This window comes from Herpetosiphon geysericola (assembly GCF_001306135.1).
GTDB classification, from domain to species: Bacteria; Chloroflexota; Chloroflexia; order Chloroflexales; family Herpetosiphonaceae; genus Herpetosiphon; species Herpetosiphon geysericola.
This window is the reverse complement of sequence record NZ_LGKP01000022.1, coordinates 259,150-278,422: the sequence shown is the minus strand read 5'-3', so window position 1 is coordinate 278,422 and position 19,273 is coordinate 259,150. Positions and strand designations below refer to the sequence as shown.

Here is a 19,273-nt window from a genome sequence, read left to right as displayed (position 1 = left end):
TTTTAGCTGCATCCTTGTTTTTGTGTGCAGGAGCAAGCACGATGAAGCAAGCATTCCATACGCGTTGGCTTATTTTGGCAATTTTGGTGGCTCTCGGCTTCACGTTGCCACGTGAGCAAGCAGCCAAGGCTAGCCCACAAGGCTTTACCTTTCCCTATAATCAAGCTTCTGGCATTAATTACAATGTGACCGATCTCACCCAAGCTTGGAACGAATGGAAAAGCGCCCAAATTACCAGCAACAACGCTGGCGGCGGCAATCGCCTACGCGTTCTTGGTGGGGTCAGCAATAGCACGACGGTTTCCGAGGGCCAAGGCTATGGACTGCTGTTTGCCTCGTTATTCGATGATCAGACGACCTTCGATGGGCTTTGGCTCTTCACGCGCGACTATTTGACCAGTCGCGGCTTGATGCACTGGCACATCGGCAATCCAGGCCAAATTAATGGGAGCGGCGCTGCGACCGATGGCGATGAAGATATGGCTTTGGGCCTTGTCAATGCCTGTGTCAAAGTGCAACAAGGGGTTTGGCCCGCCAGCAGCAACGGCTTGAATTATTGCAGCCTAGCAACCACGATGATCAACAATATTTATAGCTACGAAGTTGATCATGCTGGCAGCAACCCACCTGCTGGTTTGCCCAACAACCAAGGCAACGAGCTGCTGCCAGGTGATTCTTGGTCAACAGCGACCGAATATACTGAAGGTATTGTTAATCTCTCTTATTTTTCGCCTGGCTATAGCACCGTTTTTGGTAAATTTACCAATAAAAATAGCGAATGGGCCGCCGTCAATACCCGCAACTATGCAATTACCAATTTAGTCCAAGCTAAGGCTGGCAATTGCTCCAAACTGGTGCCAAATTGGAATCAATATGATGGCGATGTGCAATATGTTTCGTGGCAGCCTGAGGAATCGGCGTGGTGGAGCTACGATGCAGCGCGCTTTGCATGGCGCATCGCAATCGATAAAGCGTGGTATAACACCGCCAGCTCACGCGAAACCATGAACGAAATTGGCGGTTTTTTCAGTAGTGTCGGCATCGACAACCTACAAGCGCGCTATCGGCTCGATGGCACCTCGGTTGATAATTATCGCGGTGTGTTCTTCGTGGCCAATGCTGCTGCCGCGATTTGGGCCGCGCCAGCTCCGCAAGCTGTCAATTGTGGCGCTGCAACCGCCAGCCTGAAAACCACGCCGCAACAAGCCTACAACGCCGTGCTTGCAACCAAAGATACGCCCAACAGCTATTATCCCAACGCTTGGCGCTTGCTGAATATGTTGTTGCTAACGGGCAACTTTCCCAATTTGTATGAGCTGGGATTGGCAGGCAATGGCGGTACCGCAACGCCAACCGCAAGCAACACCCCAACTCGTACTGCAACGACGACACCAAGCAATACGCCAACTCGCACTGCGACTGGCACACCCGCGACAATTACCATCACCCCAAGTCGCACACCAACGCTGGTGCCAAATTTGAATTTTCGTATGTATCTACCGTTTGCTAAATCCAATCGCTAATTAAATACAAAACGGCGGCAGTTGGGTGGAACTGCCGCCGTCCGTCACAATTAATTAGATAAGTTTTGGTTTACGCGCAACAAAGACAATGCTCGTAACAAACAAAACCAAGCTTGCTGCTAAGAGCAACCAAAACCCTAAGCCTGCCACAATATCGCGTTTTTCCGAGAATCCAATCGTGAGCAAGCCATGGAATGCAGCAATCAAAAAACTTGCAATAATACTGAAAACGCCAAATACTTTTTTGCCAGTCAGGCTCAGTAATGCGAACAAACCACCAATTGCCACAGCAGCACCGATAACCAGATAAATTGTTTTATTTGCTGCTGGAATCAAATCGCTAATTTCACCACCAAGCACTTGAAACACGCTAATCTTTAAATCTGGCGAGCTTGTGCTTTGAATATAGGGCAAGAATAAACCAACTAACATAATCAAACCCAAAACTGCCATTACTAGCGTTGAAATCCGTCGTGTAGCCATGAATACGTTCCTCCATAAACAATTTTCTGTTGATGGAGATACTATAATTGGCTTGTGTGTCATGTTCTGTCACGAATTGAGCAATTTTAGTGTGAATTAGCTCACAGCTGATTTAGCGTCGTTTCAGTCGCCCCAAAATGCGTTGTTGCCAGACTGCTGCTTCGGGCGCACCCAAGGCGCTTGAACACGCAAAATAAATCGCAATCGCCAAGAAGCCGTTAACCACCAGCGAACCAAGCAAACTCCATAAACTTTGGGCTTGTGGCGCAATTTGCACCCAAGCCTTTAGATCGAATACGTTGGTTTGCCATGCCAAGCCCAAGCCACCGATCGCAGCAATTGCAAAGCCCAGCCATTGGGGCAGCGGCTCGGCTTTCAAACGGCGCCACCCATAATTTAAGCCAAGCAAGCCAACAATCAACAGGCTAAATATCGGCGCTTGCAACACCAACGCCATCGCCAATGAGCTAAGCAGCGTAATTAGCAACGAACGCTGCAATTGACCAGCACCATCAAGGTTGCCATTGCGCCGCCGCCACATCACCAGCAGCAACAACAATTCAAGATTGTTGGTAACGCTAAATGCGCCAGCCAGCACAATATGGCTGGTGCTATAACGAGTTAGTATCCAACACAGCCCAATATTCAACACCACGGTCACAATCCCAATCACCACCGGAATTGTGGTTTCTTGGCGCGCATAAAAGCCGCGAATCAAGATTTCGGCAGCGCCAAATGCTGGCAACGCTGTGGCATACATCATCAAGGCTTGCACCACCCACAAAGTCGATTGGCTATCGAAGTTGCCGCGTTGGAACAGCACTTGGACAATTGGCGTGGCCAGCAGCAGCAAGCCAACAGCGGCAGGAATAATTGCCCATAACACTGTGCCCAAGGTGCTGCGCGTCGTTTGATTAAAGCCTTCCTCATCGCCTGCTGCATCCAAGCGACTGAGTTGGGGAAACATCACGGTTGCTAGGCTCAGGGCAAAAATGCCATGCGGCAACAACATCAACGTTAATGCGTTGCTCAACGCCGTGGCGCGGCCATCGCCAAGCAATTTGGCAAAGCTGAAAATCGCAATGGTGTTGATTTGCATCGCTGCTTGGCCAAAGACCCGCGGCCCCATCAACAGGCCAATCCGGCGCAAGGCAGCATCGCGCCAATTGAACAACACTTGGTAGCGAAAGCCCGCCCGATAGAGCACCGGCAATTGACAAACCAAATAGAGCAACGCACCCAGCACCACGCCCCAGGCAGCGCCTTCAATCGACACCGCTTGGCCATTATGCTCAACCACGCTAATCGGGTGTTGCACCAAGCCAAAACGCACCAGCAACGGCCCAATTAGCACAATCCCCGCAATAATCGCCACGTTATAAATCACCGGAACCAAGGCTGGCATGGTGAAATGATCAAGCGCATTCAGCGTTGCCATTGCCAAACCACCCAAGCCAAGCAGCAACGGCGAGAGCATAAATAAGCGCACCAAATAAATCGCCAAACCGAGTTGTTCAGGGGTATAAGTGGGGTTAAGCCAACGCAGTAGCGGGGCGGCCAGCAGCAAAATTGCTAATGAAACCACACTCAAAACAGCCAAGGCGGCATTAATCACCAAATTGGCAACTTGCCACGCTCGTTCATGGGTTTGGTTGGTATAGGCTTCGATAAAAATTGGAATAAAGGCTGTGCCCAACGCGCCGCCAATAATCACCAAATACAGCAAATCGGGGATTTGAAAGGCAGTGGTATAAATATCGCTGACAATATTGGTGCCAAAGTAGCTCGACAAGACCGTTTGGCGCACAATCCCAATCACCCGACTTAATAAATAGCCCAACATCACGATTGCGCTATTGAGCACTGCACTCATCGAGCGCTTGCGTAACGGGCTGGAATTCGGCGTGGGAGTCGGCGATAATGACTCGTTGCTCATTTTGATTCTTTCTGGTATAATCCATCGTCGCGAAACCAAATTAGCCGCAGGCTGCGTGGCCTCGGCGTTTTCTTATGATACCAAACCTTCGAGGAGGTCACGTTGGCTAATACAGCTTCAGCCCGCAAACGCATTCGGACAACTGCTCGCCGCCATGCTCGCAACGTTATGGTGCGCTCACAACTTAAAACCTTGGTCAAGAAATCAGCCCAAAGCGTCAATGCCAAAAACGAAGCTAGCAAAGAATCGTTGGCAGCAGCGTTGAAAGCCTTGGATCAAGCAGCCGCTAAAGGCATCATTCACAAAAACCAAGCAGCCCGCCGCAAATCACGGTTGGTTCGCCGCTTCAACATTGCTAATGGCATCGGCACCCGCACCACCGTGCAATAAGCTCTGCCATTTTTAGCACTGTTCTGCAATGAAAGCCCCATCTGTGGGCTTTTTTGCTTTAATTCGGGGATCGGTTGTTGGGGGTTGGGGATCGGGAAGTAAGAACATAGAGCATAGAACATAGAACATAGGGGATAAGAGATCGGGGTTTTAACGCAGAGGCGCAGAGATTTATTGGCTATGGGCTGTTGGCTATAGGCTATAGGAATTGTTCCCAAAGCCTATAGCCCGAATTTCCATCCTTCATCCTTTGGTTCTCTGCGCCGCTACGTTAAATTTTTGACTTTTGACTTTTGATTTCTGCCTTCATCCCTCATCCTTTATCAGCTCTATTCATCGTCGTCGTGGTGTTGCTTGGCATTGGCGATGATGGTTTGGGCGACGCTATGGGGCACATCATCATAATGATCAAGCCGCATCACAAAATCGCCACGGCCTTGGGTAATCGAACGCAAATCGGTCGAATAGCGTTGGCATTCGGCTAATGGCACATGGGCGGTAATCAAGGTGCGGCTATGGCCAATTTGCTCCATGCCTTGCACCCGCCCGCGTTTATTGCCATTCAAATCGCTCAAAATATCGCCAACATATTCATCGGGAACATTGATATTCAGCACATAAATTGGCTCGATAATCACGGGATTGGCTTTGCGGGCAGCTTCGCGGAAGGCAAATTTACCAGCAGTTTTGAAGGCAATTTCTTTGCTATCAACTGGGTGTTCCTTGCCATCGTAAATCACCGCCTTCACGTCAATCACTGGGTGGCCAGAAAGCACGCCCAACGCCATCGATTCGCGAATGCCCTTCTCAATCGCAGGCCAAAACGAACGCGAAACCACTCCACCCACAATCTCGCTGGCAAATTCAAGTGGATCAGCGCGATCGGGATCGGCTGGCAATGGCTCAAGTCGCAGCGAAATTTCGGCAAATTGGCCAGCTCCACCAGTTTGCTTTTTATGGCGATAGGTTGAGCTAGCAGTGCTGCTGATGCGTTCGCGATAGGGCACGCTGGGAATTGCCAAATCGAAATGCACATCGAATTTGCGCTTCACTCGTTCGGCAACAAAATTCAAGTGGCTTTCGCTCAAGCCCGAAAGCAAGGTTTCGCCAGTTTGGATGTCGCGTCCAAGCTGCAAAATCGGGTCTTCTTCAATAATTCGATGCAGTGCATTGCCTAACTTGTCGAGGTCGTTTTTGGAGTGTGGGGTGACTTTGGCGGTAAAGGCGGCTTCGGGGTAACTAATACCGCGCAAACGCAGCGGATTTTCAGGGCCGTAGAGTGTGTCGCCGCTCAGGGTGTCGGCGAGCTTGGCCACAGCTCCCAAATCGCCTGCACGTACCACCGAGACTGGCGTTTGCTCCTTGCCGCGCAGCTGGAAGAGTTGCCCAATCCGTTCGTCGCGGCCTGTACGCGCATTGCGCACCACCGAATTTGAGTGCAGCTCGCCACTAAATACGCGGAAGCAGCTCAAACGCCCAACATATTGATCGACGTGGGTTTTGAAAACCAGCGCACTCAGCGGCTCATCTGCTTTGCCTTCGAGAAAATAATCATCATCGTTGCGCAAATCGTGGGCGGTGGTCAAACGCTTGGCAGCTGAAGGAATCGCATCGAGAATGCCATCGAGCAACTGAGGAATGCCCGAAAGCGTGGTTGCCGAGCCGATAAACAGCGGCATAATCGTATGTGCATTGATTGCAGCCTGAAAGCCTTGGCGAAGCTCTTCATCGCTAAGCGCTTCTGCGCCGCCTTCCAAATATTCTTCGATCAAGTGGTCGTTGGTCATGGCAATTTTTTCAATCAAGCCATCGGCCATTTGCAGCGCTGCTGGGCGAATCTCAGCAGGAATTTCGGCAATCTCATAGGCTCCATCTTTGCCATTATGATGCAGCCATGCTTTGCGTTTGCGCAACGAAACAATGCCCTTGAAGTTGGCGCCGCTGCCAATAGGCATATGCATCGGCGTGATTGCCTCGCTCAGCAGGCCTTTGGCTTGTTCGACAGTCCGTTGAAAGTTGGCATTTTCGCGATCAAGCTTGTTAATAAAAACAACTCGTGGGATATTCGCCTCACGAGCCATTTGCCAAAGCAATTCTGCGCCAACTTCGACCCCGCCAGCAGCATCGAGCACCAGAACCATACCATCGATAACCCTGAGCGCCGCAGCAGCTTCGCCGCGAAAATCGGCATAGCCAGGCACATCGATAAAATTGAACTTGTTGCCGTTCCATTCGATTGGAATTACCGAGAGGTTGATTGAGGCGTGGCGTTTGACTTCATCGGGATCGTAATCGCTCACGGTTGAGCCATCTTCAACGCGCCCCATGCGTGGGAGGGCTTTGCTGGCAAAAAGCAGGGCTTCAGCGAGGGTGGTTTTGCCAGCACCGCCATGGCCAAATAGGCCAATTGTGTGGATACGATCCGGACCGTACTCTTTCATAGAGACTCCTCCTTTGGAGTTACTTGAAACGACGACGGAATCAATGTGAGGGTTGATTGTCTGTCGATTATAGCGCCGTCGCGAGCGAACGGCAAGCTTAATCCTTAATAACCTAAACCACTATGCTTGGGCGCTCGCGGTTTAGGCTTTGAGCATAGCATGCGCCAAGTGACAGAATGTTACAGTTTCGCTACCCTTGGAGATAAATCAAAAATTTTTAAGTGCAAAAGCAAAGAGTTTTGGCTTGAGGGAAGTAAAAAAGCGTTTTAAACCACAAACGGCTCGCATAATGGAGCCGCTTGTGGGAGAGAAGAGAGAGGAGAAGGTTTGAATAGATAGTACACCACCAATCACTCTCTGTCAAGAGGGTCTTTGGTGTTTTAGTTGGCCAATTTTTGCAACCTACAACTACTAGTTACTTTGGGTTTCCATGCCAGCCCAGAAGGCTTGGAGCTTTTCGCGCACTTTAGCATGCTCAGGCAATTCTAGCTCAGGGTCGATCTTCAAGATGCGCTCGGCCTCGATTCGCGCAGCATGCAACAAGCGGGTATCGGTCAGTTGGGCCACTTTGAGATCGGGCGTGCCACTCTGGCGAATGCCAAAAAACTCGCCTGGCCCACGCAATTCAAGGTCAACCTCGGCCAAGCGAAAGCCATCTTCGCTTTCTTCCATCGATGAAAGCCGCGCCACCGTCACATCGTTATCTTCTTTATCGCTGACCAAAATGCAGAACGATTGATGACTGCCGCGCCCAACCCGCCCACGGAATTGGTGCAATTGAGCCAAACCAAAACGCTCAGCACCTTCGATCATAATCGTGGTCGCGTTGGGAATGTCGATGCCAACTTCAACTACCGCCGTCGCCACCAAAATATCAAATTCGCGGTCGCGAAACTGCGCCATAATCGTGTCTTTTTCGCTGGCAGTCATGCGGCCATGAATCAAGCCAACTTTCAGTTCAGGGAAAATCTCGTGCTGCAAATGCTCTTGCTCAACAATCGCTGATTTTACATCTTCGAGTTTTTCGCTTTCCTCAACCAATGGACAGATCACAAAAGCTTGGCGGCCATCAGCAATCTCTTTGCGCATATGTTTGTAAGCTTTGCTACGTTCGCCTGAGCTAATCCATTTGGTGCGAATTGGCTGGCGGCCTGGTGGGCGTTCATCAATCACCGAAACGTCAAGATCGCCATAAATCGTCAAGGCTAGCGAGCGCGGAATTGGCGTGGCCGTCATCACCAAGAGATGCGGATTAAAGCCCTTGCGTTTGAGCGCCTCACGTTGCTCAACCCCAAAGCGATGCTGTTCATCGACCACCGCCAAGCCAAGCGCTTGATAATCGACATTAGCTTGAATCAGCGAATGGGTGCCAATGATAATGTCAACTTCGCCATCGGCAATTAATTTGAGTGCTTCGCGGCGTTGGCGAGCCTTGAGACTGCCAGTCAAAAGTGCCACCCGAATCCCACCTGGCTCTGGCTCTGGCTCATCGGCGAGCATCAGCAATTGCTTAATTTGGGCCAGCCGATTACGTTTTTCTTGATCCAGATCGCTGCGCCAATCGCCATTCGTCGGCGTTTCACGGCCAGGAATTTTAACATTCGCTAGCAGTTTTTTCAGGCCGCGATAATGTTGCTCGGCCAAAATTTCGGTCGGAGCCATCATCGCACCTTGAAAACCAGCAGCAACTGCTTGCACCAAGGCTGCTGCTGCAACCGCCGTCTTGCCCGAACCAACATCGCCCTGCACCAAGCGGGTCATCGGCACAGGCCGCTCCAAATCACGGCAAATTTCGGTAAAGGTGCGCGCTTGAGCATTGGTCAAAGCAAAGGGCAACGAAGCCAAATAGGCATCGTGAATTGCTTGATTAAAGGGAATTGGCTGGCCTTGCACGCCTTGATAAAGCCGTTTGCGCTGCAACACGCCCAGCTGAATATACAGAAATTCATCAAAGCCCAAGCGTTGACGCGCCCGTTGCACCATCGCCCAGCTATCAGGAAAATGAATTTGGCTGACTGCCACGCCCAAGGGCAACAAACTGGCACGTTCGCGTAGCTCAATTGGCAATGGATCGGGCAAAGTTGGCGTTAGCACATCAACCACCCGTTTGATCACTTGGCGCGCATTACGATCTTGCAAGCCTTTGGTCAGCGGATGGACTGGCACAAGTCGGCCAGTATGCACCAAATCGTCCTCGACAAATGGCTCCCACTGGGGGTTGCTCATTGATTTCATTTCGCGGAACATACTCACTTTGCCGCTTAGTACAATCCGCATGCCTTCGCGAAATTGCTTGGCCATCCACGTGCCACGAAACCATGAAGCCTTGAGCACGCCAGTATCGTCGCCGACCGTAATTTCAACCCCTTGGCGACCTTTGGCATTAAAGCTTTTAATCGCATCAACGGTCACAATCACGGTATCGGTTTCGCCCACCACCAAATCGCAAATCTGCTTGCGTTTGCTAAAATCGTCGTAGCGATGGGGCACGTGATAGAGCAAATCTTCGAGGGTATGCACGCCCAGCTTGGCAAACGAGCGCGCGGTACTTGGCCCAATGCCCGCCAAATTTTTCAGCAAGGTATCGAGCGGCGGTACAGCGCCAACTGGCTCGCTAGGAGCTTTGGGCTGCTTACGAAACAAATTGCGCAGCCGATCAAGCGCAACGCTCAAACGCGCCTCACGTTCGGCGTAGCCCAAATCGGAATAGCCATCGAGCGCATCAAGCACGCCCTGCACAACTGGTTCGTGCAAGGCTTGGGGATGCTGCAATTGCCATTCGCGCAGAAAGACGCTGATGCCTTCGGGAGTTGCGGTGTCGTCGCAACCGGCTTTTTCCTCGGCGGCCAAGGTTTTGCCAAGGTCAATAATGTACTGATTTGCTTGCATAGCCATCAAAACAAAGAACATAGAAATTGGCTCTATGTTCAAATCTAGTCGCTCAACTGTGCGTATATTGTACCAGAATAAGAACATAGAACAGAGAGCATAGAACAAAGGATGAAGGATGAAGAGCAAAAGTCAGAAGTCAAAAGTCAGAAGGAATGAGGACTCAGGGATCAGGCGCTCGACGAGGGGTTGATGGGGGAAAATCAAACAAATCTGTGGCAATCTGTGGCGAAAAAACTTAACCTTCGTGGTCTTTAACGCAGAGGCGCAGAGGAAATTTGGCTATGGGCTATGGGCTTTTGGCTCATCAATTGGTAAAATTCGTGCAATTCGTGGCCAAAAGAATTCATCTCGATAATCTGTGCAATCTGTGGCGAAAAAACTTAACCTTCGTGGTCTTCGTGTTCTTCGCGGTTTCAGCCTGCATGGGTCATTTCAACTATGCCCCGATAGACCAGAGCCTATAGCCTCATCCAACGATTAAATCTTTTTCAATTGCAAATACCACAGTGCTCGTTCCCATGTCAACAGATGTAAGTTTTCAACAATTTTGAGCGCATCGGCCAAAAGATAGAAGTTTTGCGAAAAAACTTGCTCGCCAGTATGAATATGTTGAATCATCAGCCAAAAATTTTTGTCTTCGCTAGTTTGTTTTTTAATCGGATCATAGGTGTTGGTTGGATACAAACAAATAATTGGTTTGTCGGATAGCAATCGCTTGGAAGCAGTTACAAGTTCATGGCCATTGGGGCAATAATAATCATCTGGCAATTCCCAATCATCATCGTGAAATTCTTGCCATGATACACAATAATCGCAATGAAAACTCCAAATTACTTTCATTGTTCACTCCTTGCTATGTATTTCGATTATACGCGACATGAGAATGGATGGGCGCGTATTCAGGGATAAGGGTACAGGCTTTTGGCTCTAGGCTATGGGCTATGGGCTATGGGCTATGGGCTCGTGGAAATTCAATCTGTGCCAATCTGTGGCGAAAAAACTTAACCTTCGTGTCCTTCGTGTTCTTCGCGGTTTCAGCCTACGCAGATCAGCGCTTACTGCAGTGGAATGGAACCAAATTGCTACTTGTAAGTTGGCATGAATCTACTACAATAGAGCTAAGCACCGGATCGTGGTAGCTACCACGTGGCATTTTGGAGGAAACCCCATGACTGATAATGAACCAGGGTTTTTCGAAAATTTGGTTGATAAAGCCAAGGATGTTGCCGAGTCGGTTGGTGAATTTTTAGGCGATGCCGCTGAAAAAGCAGGCGACCTTGCAGAACAAGCAGCAGAAAAAATTAGCGATGTTGCCGAAGTCGTTGGCGATAAAGCCAGCGATGTCTATGAAGCTGCCAAAGATAAATTGGGCATCGACGGCGACGAAGCTCCTCCAGCTGCCTAAGTTTGGCTAAAACCCAAAAACCCACCCTCAGCATATTTAAGTGCTGGGGGTGGGTTTTTTATGGGGTTTGGTTCTTGGTCGTTGGGGATCGGGAGATGCAACATAGCTTATGATTAGATTTCGACCCCCACCAACCGATCCCCGACCCCTAGCGTTAGCTACTCAGCATCAAACAATGGCGTGCTGAGGTAGCGTTCGCCATTGCTTGGTACAATAAAGACAATCGTTTTACCAGCATTTTCTGGGCGGGCAGCTACTTGTAAAGCGGCCCAAGCGGCAGCTCCAGAGCTAATACCCACCATCAAGCCTTCTTCTTGGGCCAATTTGCGCGCCCATTCAAAGGCGTGTTCATTGGTTACCTGAATCACTTCATCGATCAAGCTGGTATCAAGCACATCGGGGATAAAGCCAGCCCCAATGCCTTGGATTTTATGCGGCCCCATTTTGCCGCCAGAAAGCACCGGCGAGGCAGTTGGCTCAACCGCAATGGCCTTAAAGTTTGGATTGCGCGCTTTGAGCACCGAGGCAATCCCGGTGAGTGTGCCGCCAGTGCCAACCCCAGAAACCAAAATATCAACCGCGCCATCAGTATCATTCCAAATTTCTTCAGCGGTTGTGCGTTGGTGCACTGCTGGATTGGCCTTATTTTTGAATTGTTGTGGAATAAAGCTGCCAGGTCGTTCGGCGGCTATTTCTTCGGCCTTGCGAATCGCGCCAGTCATGCCTTCTGGCCCTGGGGTCAGCACTAATTCAGCGCCAAAACCTTTGAGCAATTTGCGTCGCTCTAGGCTCATCGTTTCTGGCATAACCAGCACAATCCGGTAGCCTTTGGCTGCTGCCACGAAGGCCAAGCCAATGCCTGTATTGCCACTGGTTGGCTCGATAATCGTGGTTTCGCTTGGATTGATCAGACCGTCGGCCTCCGCTGCCTCGATCATCGCCAAGCCAATCCGATCTTTGACGCTGCTTGCTGGGTTGAAAAACTCAAGCTTCGCTAATACCGTCGCCCCCGTGGTATTAACTTTGCCCAAGCGAACCAGCGGCGTGTTGCCGACAAGTTGGGTAATGTTTTCGTAAATCCGCGCCATCGTTTGGGTCCTTTTGTTAACTAAGTTAAACGACAAACCTAACAATAATAGTAGCATAGCTTAGGTTTGTGTCAATGTACCATGGCGCACAGAAAGGAGTTATATGGATGCACATAGTTTGCTGTTGATGGCGGGAATGGTAATTTGTTTTGGTATTGCCACCTTCGTGCTGGCCGAACGGATTGGCATCCCGTCGATTGTATTGTTGCTGTTGGTAGGGGTGCTGGTTGGCCCCGAAGTTTTTGGCTTGGTTGATCCATCGGCCTTAGGGGTTGGGCTGCGAGTATTAATTCCATTGTTTGTGGCGATTATTGTGTTTGAGGGTGGTTTGGTGCTCGATATCAACGATTTGCGCCGTTTATCCTACCCATTGCAAATGTTGATGAGTGTTGGAGCCTTGGTGACATGGGGCAGTGCAACCCTGGTAGCACATTTTGTGGCGGGCTTATCGTGGCCACTAGCAACCTTGTTTGGGGCGTTAATGAGTGTCACTGGGCCAACCGTGATCACACCCTTGATGCGGCGCAGCAATGCCAAAGAACGCTTAAAAGTGTTGTTACAAGCTGAAGGCGTGCTGGTCGATGCGGTTGGAGCTATTTTGGCAGTGGTTGTACTTGATGTCTTGCTTACCAGCGGCACAACCATTAGCGGAGCCTTCGATTGGGCCGAACGCTTATTGCTTGGTTCGTTGATTGGCTTGGTTGGCGGCATTGGTTTGGCCTATGCGTTGCGCTTTATTGGCTCGAAACTCAATGCTGAAACCACCCGTTTGAGCGCGTTGGGTGGCGCAATTGCGATCTTTATTATTGCCGAAGCGATTTCGCATGAAGCTGGGATTGCCGCCGCCGCAGTTTCAGGGATTGTCGTTGGCAATATTGATTTTCCGCATGAAGAAGAAGTCGTGTTGTTCAAGGGCGACCTAACCATGTTGGCAATTACAATTATTTTTATTTTGCTGGCAGCTCGTTTGAAATTTGCCGATTTGGCCGCGCTTGGCTGGTGGGGCGTGTTGGCAGTAGTGTTGATGATTGTGGTGGTTCGACCATTGTGTGTCTTTGCCTCGACGCTTGGCTCAACGTTAACCTGGCGCGAACGGGCATTTATTGCTGCGGTTTGCCCACGCGGAGTTGTGGCCGCTTCGGTCGCGACCTTTGCCTCGATCTCATTGGAAGAAGCAGGATTTGCTGGGGGCAATTTGTTGATTGGCTTGGTCTTTATGACCGTGATCGGCACAGTTGTGTTGCAAAGCTTCACTACCCCACTATTTGCCCGTTTATTAGGAGTTGAACCGATGACCACTTTAGTTATTGGCGCAAATGATTTAGGCCAGCTCTTTGCCCGCCAACTACATAGCCAACATCACGATGTAGTCGTGATCGATACTGATCAACAATTGATCGATCGGGTACGCCAACATGGCATAAGTACCATCACTGGCGATGCGACAGATCTGCAAGTGTTGCGTAAAGCTGGCGTTGAACGGGCCAAAGCGGTTGTAGCCTTGACCCCGAGTGATAAACTCAATCTGTTGGTAAGCCAAGTTGTGCGTTCGCATTTCAAGGTTGTAACCATTGTGGCTCGGGCTGACAATGAAAGTACCAGCAGCGTTTTGCGCGATCTCGGGATTATGGTGTTGAATCCCTTGCAAGCATCAATTGATGCTTTGACTCAATTGGTTCAAGGCCCATCAGCCATGAGCATGCTCTTAAGTCATCAAGCAGATCAAAGCATTTACGAAGTTGAAGTATCCAATCCGCGGGTTGTGGGTAAGCCGTTGAAACAGCTTAATTTGCCAAGTAATGTGTTGATTGTGGCGATTCGGCGGGCGGGCAATCTATTTGTGCCCGATGGTCAAACCGAATTACAAGCAGCAGATCAACTAACCTTAATTGGGACTGCCAGCACAATTCAACAAGCTGATCAACAACTGCGTGAGGGAGCGAGCGAGGCAATGTATCACGCATGAAACGAGCCAAAGCCCCTAGTCGCAAAGCCCGTTGGAAACGCTTGGTCGCTGCCTCGTTGCGCGACGGCTGGATTGTGTTTCGCGATTCGTGGGTCTGGTTGGGTTTGTGGCTCTTGCTCTGGCTGGGATTTACGATGGCAATTTGGGCGGGTACGCGCCCAGTGCTGGCATTTCATGAGGCGTTATATCAAGCATTTAGCCAAATGACCCTGAACCCGGTGCCGTTGCCCGAGCCATGGTGGTTGCAGCTCTTGTTTTATCTCGCGCCAGCCTTGAATATTATTTTGCTGGCGCGAGGTGCGCTCAACATGGGCATTTTGCTGTTCGATAAACGCAATCGACGGGAGGCATGGCAAATGGCGTTAGCATCAACCTATCGTGATCATATTATTGTCTGTGGTTTGGGCAAGATTGGTTATCGGGTGGTTGGCCAATTGTTGGCCAGCGGCTGCGATATTGTGGTGATCGATGCCCATAACGATGGGCCGTTTCATGAATTGGTGATGGGCCAGCATGTGCCAGTGATTATTGGCGATGCGCGCCAGCCAGAGCTGTTGCAACAAGCGGGGCTGCATCATGCCACCTCGCTCACCGTCGTCACTGGCGACGATTTGACCAACCTTGATATTGCGCTGACCGCTCGCGAACAACACCCAGATATTCATATTGTGATGCGGGTGTTCAACGATTCGTTGGCAGGCAAACTCAGCTCGGCGTTTAATATTCAGACTGCATTTAGCACCTCGGCTTTGGCAGCGCCAACCTTGGCGGCAGCAGCCTTGGGTCGAGGCATTACCAATGCGTTGTATGTTGCAGGCAAATTGCTTTCGACGGTAGAAATCACGGTCGAACGTGATGGCATTTTTGATGGGCGCTTGATTCAGACGGTCGAAAATCAACACGATATTTCGGTGCTCTATCGACGTGGGCGTAATGGCGAAGATTTACGCCCACGTGGCGATGAACGCTTGACCAGCGGCGATCAGCTGGTGATTATTGGGCCGCTGGCAGCTATTAATCATATTCAAGCCCAAAATAAGCCAAATGCAGCGCCACACGCGCCATATCGACTTTAGGCTTGATCGTTGGGATCTTGCCATATGCCCAAGGAGCGGGTTGGCGTGCGCCCACCATACTCGGCAGGCGTTGAGCCAAAACTGGTTGGCTGTTCGTAGCTGGTGCTTGGTTGATACTCAGCAGGCTTGGGCATATAGGGCGCAATGCTATCGCTTGGTTGATACTCAGCGGGCTTGGGAGCATAGGGCGCAATGCTATCGCTTGGTTGATATTCAGCGGGCTTAGGCGCGTAGCTTGGTGGAGCCAGCGGGGCGGTTTGGCTGGCTGCTGGATAGGGCGCAGTGCTCGGGCCAGCAGTTGCTAGATCATAGGGCTGATAGCTCGTGGTTGGTTTACGGCGGCTCAACCCGAAGCCAATACCAACCAAGATCAAGCCAACGCCAACCAAGCCACCAACAACCCAAAGCGCCCATTGCGGCACAGCCGGGCTGAGTGTGCCAACGATCTCAAGCTGATAATCACGAGTGAGCGGGTAAGGAAACTCATAGGTCAAGGTCTTTTTATCTTCGCTGATTGAGGCAATTTCGCGTTCGCTCCACGAATCGATACTTTCAGGAAAGCGAATTGTCCAGCTCGTGGTTGGGCTAGCGATCAACCCAGCGCCTAGCACATCAGCGCTTTCTTGGCTATCGAACATGCTATTTTCGCCATTTTTGACCGTTGCAAGGATGCGGACTTGCTGGTCATCCTGAACAACTTCAACAGCTTCAAAGCGCACCAAACTATACAATTCATTTAATTCAGCGCTCGTCAATTGATCGCGCAGCATCGCCGCATCGCGAAATTGCATGCGAATTAATGTGCCGCGATATTTGCCATCATCACTTTTCCAATTTTCGCTGCTTGCTTGCCATTCAGTGGGCAAGCCATTGGCAATTGAGCCTAACTCTACCAGCGCATCATCAAGCATGTCATCACTTACCCCAGAATTTCCCATCATGGCAAAATCAAGCATTTGCTGCGAAAAGCCAATGCGAATTTCATACGAACCGCTACCATCGGGATTAAATTCAGTTTGTTGTTGCTGACTCACACACCCGCTCAACAACATCAGACCGAGAAGCAACAACCAAGCGCGCATACACAAGCCTCCATTAATCAAAAATCGCTCACTCTAATCGTACCGCATTTTTGCCCGCTAAAACGCCAACACTCCGCCCTAAAGACGGAGTGTTGGTTGAAAAGGTTTCAAGCTTGGTTATGGTTTGCGGTTAGGGTCATTAGGATCTGAATAATTTTGTTGGGCGTTCGGGTCGTAGGTTTGGCCACCATATTGTTGATAGCCAGCGGCGACTGGAGCTGCTTTGCGGCGATTCATCACAAATAAGCCGACACCTGCCAAAACCACCAACAAACCAATGCCGCCAATAATCAACGGCAAGTTACTCCCACCCTTCGACGAAACAGCCTTCAAGCTATAGGTTGCAACCTTGTCGGCAGGAATCTTCCAAGTTACGGTATTGCCATTGACGGTAGTAATTTCAGCTGGGCCTGATTCGGTAATTTCGCCAGGCAAGGTGATCTGCCAGACAATCACAGCGCTTTTTGGATCTTCAACTTCGCTGGGTAATTCGCCCATTTCGCCGCCACCTTGAGCTGCAAGGTCAGCTGCCAAGTCGGTAGCGGTCGCATTCCCAGTAACCGTGTAGCTATCGCCATCATCAGTCACTTTCAAATTTGATAATGACTGGGTAGCGGGGATTTGTTCGCTATTTGAATCACTCATAAATTTGTTCAGTTGCTCATTGAGCATAGCAAGGTTATCAAACTTCATGTCAACCTTCACGCCTTTGAAGGTCGTGCCATTGATGGTTTCTTGCCAATCAGCGGCGGTTGCGCCCCATGCGGCGGGATAGGCAGATACACCTTCTTTAACATCAGCGAATGGCTCTTGAGCATCGTCGCCACCAAGCTCTTGAAGCATGGCCAAACCTTTTTCGCCCAAGCCCGCTTTAAAGGTGTTTGTGCCAGTACCATCATCTTTAATCGAAGTTTCGATTTGTGAGGCAACACAACCGCTCAAGGAAAGTGCTAAAACGCCGACTAAAATACGGCTCATCCATTGTTTCATGGGTTTCGCTCCTTCAATAAATAGTCTAACGGAGGATACTGCGATTATAGATGGCAAACCATGCCATGTCTACCGAAGTTCTGTGCTATCCTGATAGCAAAATTGCGATAAGGATCAATGGTATGCGTTGCTGGCGAATCTGCCTTTTGCTTTTGATGTTGGTCGGTTGTAGCCCAACCACCCCTGCAAAGCCCACCCAACCACCAACTATAAGCTCATTAACTCCAACTCAGTCACTCAATCCGACGCACGTTGTCGCCACAACCCTTCCAATAATTGCTGATGAAGCAGCCGTGGAACAAGCCAACCAACAAGGGCTTGAGCGCGATTTAGCCCAATTGGCAGTTGATTGGCGCTTAATTGCGGCCAAACCACCAGCCGTGCTGCCCAAAATGCCACCCCCATACGAGCAGCGCAGCTTTTGGGTTACCGACTTAACGAGCAATCAACAGCGCAATATCAGTGCCACCCTTCAACTCAGCACAACCCACTTGTTAATCTATGTGGCTGACGATTTGCCAGTTGATCAAGCAGCGCTGAGCAATGCTGCCACGCAATTTGAGCAAGTTGGCTGGCCGCTACTTGCCAAATGGTATCCGCAACAGGCTTGGCCCAAAGTGCCCGTAACTGTATTGAATACGAAGATTAGCGGGGCTGGCGGCTACTATGCCAGCGATAATGAATTGCCCCAAGCGATCAATCCTTTTTCGAATGAGCGCGAGATGGTGGTGATTAACGCTGCGGCCACGCCACCAAGCGATCCAAGTTATGTTGCCACCGTCATCCACGAGATGCAGCATTTATTGCAGCGCAATGTGCTAAGCCATCCAGCAACTTGGATCAACGAAGGCGCTTCGATGCTGAGCGAACAGCGCTCGGGCTATGGCAACGATAGCTTGGCGCTCGATTTTCTGGCCTCACCCGATACCCAACTGAATGCATGGGCCAGTAGTCCGGGCACTGCCCTCAAGCACTATGGCGCAGCGCAGCTTTTTCTCAGGTACCTTGATCAGCAACTCGACGGCTTGCCGATGGGAACCTTGGCCGCTGCCGATGCTGGCGACAATTTAACCAGCATTACCAGCCTGATGGCCACCCGCTACCCCGATTTGACCAGCTTTGACCAAGTGTTTGCAGCTTGGTCGGTGGCCAATTTGGTTAATGATCGCAGTTTGGCTGATGGCCGCTATGGCTACGATCTGCCGCGACCCATCGTGCCAGAGCCAGCCCAAAGCAGCGAACAAAAACTCAACATTCAACAATTTGGCAGCGATTACTTGGCCTTTGAACCAGCAGCCTTCGAACGCACAGTTGAGTGGCAGGGCAATAACACTGTACCTATTTTCGCTGCTGATGTGACAAATAGCGCCACATGGTGGAGTGGTCGCGGCGATGCCCGCGTCAGCACATTAACCACGGCGCTTCAAGTGCCCAGCACGGGCAGCAGCCTAAGCTATCAACGCTGGTTTGATTTAGAGCAAGATTACGATTATGCCTATCTCAGCGTCTCGCTTGACCAAGGCCAAACGTGGCAGGCAATCGCAACCCAAGCGAGCACAGGCGCGAATCCAGTTGGCTTAAATATTGGCGCTGGCTGGACAGGCCAACAAACCAGTTGGCAAGCAGAAACCGTCGATCTCACGCCGTGGGCGGGCCAACATATTCAACTTCGTTTTTGGGTCATCAATGATGAAGCCTATAATGCTCCAGGCTTGGCCTTGAGCGATCTCACAATCGCTGGCTTAACGCCAGAATGGCAGGGCGCTGGTTTTGTACGCGTGCGCAATCAACTAGCCCAGCGCTGGATGCTGACGGCGGTACTTTATGATCAAACTGGGGCAATCAAAATTATGTCAATTCCAACTGATAACGGCAAAGCGCGCTGGGTGATTCCGGCCAATCAGCGCGCGGTTTTGGTGATCAATGCAACGACGCAAGCCACAACCGAAGCAGCCGATTACAGCTATAACGTCACACCGTAGTATAATTGGGCAGCCCTAG

14 protein-coding genes are annotated in these 19,273 nt (G+C 50.5%); 6 read left to right on the top strand and 8 right to left on the bottom strand.

All coding sequences use genetic code 11. The features are described from left to right. The first annotated feature begins 41 nt into the window (after positions 1–41). Positions 42–1,523 (top strand): glycosyl hydrolase family 8, encoded by a 1,482-nt coding sequence (locus SE18_RS14045; RefSeq protein WP_054535097.1) that lies wholly within the window; start codon positions 42–44, stop codon positions 1,521–1,523. Positions 1,524–1,577: 54 nt separating this feature from the next. Here SE18_RS14045 and SE18_RS14040 read toward each other — a convergent pair whose 3' ends face one another. Together SE18_RS14040 and murJ are read right to left on the bottom strand one after the other, a co-directional pair. Beyond that, the gene (locus SE18_RS14040) at positions 1,578–2,006 is read right to left on the bottom strand and encodes a hypothetical protein (RefSeq protein ID WP_054535096.1); all 429 of its coding nucleotides are present in this window, start codon (positions 2,004–2,006) and stop codon (positions 1,578–1,580) included. A 112-nt stretch (positions 2,007–2,118) separates the two neighbouring features. Next, entirely contained in the window at positions 2,119–3,942 is a 1,824-nt protein-coding gene (gene murJ, locus SE18_RS14035) for a murein biosynthesis integral membrane protein MurJ (RefSeq protein WP_054535095.1), read from the bottom strand. A 102-nt stretch (positions 3,943–4,044) separates the two neighbouring features. Between murJ and rpsT the strand changes: the two genes are divergently transcribed. Then, complete coding sequence (gene rpsT, locus SE18_RS14030) at positions 4,045–4,332, top strand: 30S ribosomal protein S20 (protein WP_054535094.1); 288 nt, start codon at positions 4,045–4,047, stop codon at positions 4,330–4,332. Positions 4,333–4,661: 329 nt separating this feature from the next. Here the strand turns inward: rpsT and SE18_RS14025 are convergent, their stop codons facing one another. The 3 genes from SE18_RS14025 to SE18_RS14010 form a co-directional block, all read right to left on the bottom strand. After that, positions 4,662–6,773, bottom strand: coding sequence for an elongation factor G (locus SE18_RS14025; RefSeq protein WP_054535093.1), 2,112 nt, complete (start codon positions 6,771–6,773; stop codon positions 4,662–4,664). Between the two features lie 411 nt (positions 6,774–7,184). After that, positions 7,185–9,662: an ATP-dependent DNA helicase RecG gene (gene recG / locus SE18_RS14020; RefSeq protein WP_170206280.1), complete on the bottom strand. Its 2,478-nt coding sequence runs from the start codon at positions 9,660–9,662 to the stop codon at positions 7,185–7,187. A gap of 480 nt (positions 9,663–10,142) precedes the next feature. After that, a complete protein-coding gene (locus SE18_RS14010; protein WP_054535091.1) occupies positions 10,143–10,505 on the bottom strand; it encodes a hypothetical protein in 363 nt (120 codons plus the stop codon). Between the two features lie 328 nt (positions 10,506–10,833). Here SE18_RS14010 and SE18_RS14005 point away from each other — a divergent pair, with 328 nt between their 5' ends. Further along, positions 10,834–11,070 carry a YtxH domain-containing protein gene (locus SE18_RS14005; protein WP_054535090.1) on the top strand — a complete coding sequence of 79 codons (237 nt, stop codon included), beginning with the start codon at positions 10,834–10,836 and terminating at the stop codon, positions 11,068–11,070. A gap of 158 nt (positions 11,071–11,228) precedes the next feature. Here SE18_RS14005 and cysK read toward each other — a convergent pair whose 3' ends face one another. Continuing rightward, on the bottom strand, positions 11,229–12,158 hold the full coding sequence (gene cysK, locus SE18_RS14000; RefSeq protein ID WP_054535089.1) for a cysteine synthase A: 930 nt from the start codon (positions 12,156–12,158) through the stop codon (positions 11,229–11,231). 103 nt (positions 12,159–12,261) lie between these two features. Here cysK and SE18_RS13995 point away from each other — a divergent pair, with 103 nt between their 5' ends. Further along, the gene (locus tag SE18_RS13995) at positions 12,262–14,124 is read left to right on the top strand and encodes a cation:proton antiporter domain-containing protein (protein ID WP_054535088.1); all 1,863 of its coding nucleotides are present in this window, start codon (positions 12,262–12,264) and stop codon (positions 14,122–14,124) included. Beyond that, positions 14,121–15,200 carry a potassium channel family protein gene (locus SE18_RS13990; protein ID WP_054535087.1) on the top strand — a complete coding sequence of 360 codons (1,080 nt, stop codon included), beginning with the start codon at positions 14,121–14,123 and terminating at the stop codon, positions 15,198–15,200. The genes SE18_RS13995 and SE18_RS13990 overlap by 4 nt, the downstream gene beginning before the upstream one ends. Here SE18_RS13990 and SE18_RS13985 read toward each other — a convergent pair. After that, entirely contained in the window at positions 15,197–16,282 is a 1,086-nt protein-coding gene (locus tag SE18_RS13985; RefSeq protein WP_054535086.1) for a hypothetical protein, read from the bottom strand. The genes SE18_RS13990 and SE18_RS13985 overlap by 4 nt on opposite strands. Positions 16,283–16,399: 117 nt before the next feature. Further along, positions 16,400–17,272: an LppM family (lipo)protein gene (locus SE18_RS13980; RefSeq protein WP_054535085.1), complete on the bottom strand. Its 873-nt coding sequence runs from the start codon at positions 17,270–17,272 to the stop codon at positions 16,400–16,402. 122 nt (positions 17,273–17,394) lie between these two features. Here SE18_RS13980 and SE18_RS13975 point away from each other — a divergent pair, with 122 nt between their 5' ends. Continuing rightward, a complete protein-coding gene (locus SE18_RS13975) occupies positions 17,395–19,254 on the top strand; it encodes an immune inhibitor A domain-containing protein (protein WP_054535084.1) in 1,860 nt (619 codons plus the stop codon). The last annotated feature ends 19 nt before the right edge of the window (positions 19,255–19,273 follow it).

Bases quoted from the DNA above. Each gene is read 5' to 3' on its own strand.
- SE18_RS14025 (WP_054535093.1), bottom strand. From the start codon at position 6,773: ATGAAAGAGTACGGTCCGGATCGTATCCACACAATTGGCCTATTTGGC.
- SE18_RS14010 (WP_054535091.1), bottom strand. From the start codon at position 10,505: ATGAAAGTAATTTGGAGTTTTCATTGCGATTATTGTGTATCATGGCAA.
- SE18_RS13995 (WP_054535088.1), top strand. From the start codon at position 12,262: ATGGATGCACATAGTTTGCTGTTGATGGCGGGAATGGTAATTTGTTTT.
- SE18_RS13975 (WP_054535084.1), top strand. From the start codon at position 17,395: ATGCGTTGCTGGCGAATCTGCCTTTTGCTTTTGATGTTGGTCGGTTGT.
- cysK (WP_054535089.1), bottom strand. From the start codon at position 12,158: ATGGCGCGGATTTACGAAAACATTACCCAACTTGTCGGCAACACGCCG.
- SE18_RS13980 (WP_054535085.1), bottom strand. From the start codon at position 17,272: ATGAAACAATGGATGAGCCGTATTTTAGTCGGCGTTTTAGCACTTTCC.
- murJ (WP_054535095.1), bottom strand. From the start codon at position 3,942: ATGAGCAACGAGTCATTATCGCCGACTCCCACGCCGAATTCCAGCCCG.
- SE18_RS14045 (WP_054535097.1), top strand. From the start codon at position 42: ATGAAGCAAGCATTCCATACGCGTTGGCTTATTTTGGCAATTTTGGTG.
- SE18_RS14005 (WP_054535090.1), top strand. From the start codon at position 10,834: ATGACTGATAATGAACCAGGGTTTTTCGAAAATTTGGTTGATAAAGCC.
- SE18_RS13990 (WP_054535087.1), top strand. From the start codon at position 14,121: ATGAAACGAGCCAAAGCCCCTAGTCGCAAAGCCCGTTGGAAACGCTTG.
- recG (WP_170206280.1), bottom strand. From the start codon at position 9,662: ATGCAAGCAAATCAGTACATTATTGACCTTGGCAAAACCTTGGCCGCC.
- SE18_RS14040 (WP_054535096.1), bottom strand. From the start codon at position 2,006: ATGGCTACACGACGGATTTCAACGCTAGTAATGGCAGTTTTGGGTTTG.
- SE18_RS13985 (WP_054535086.1), bottom strand. From the start codon at position 16,282: ATGCGCGCTTGGTTGTTGCTTCTCGGTCTGATGTTGTTGAGCGGGTGT.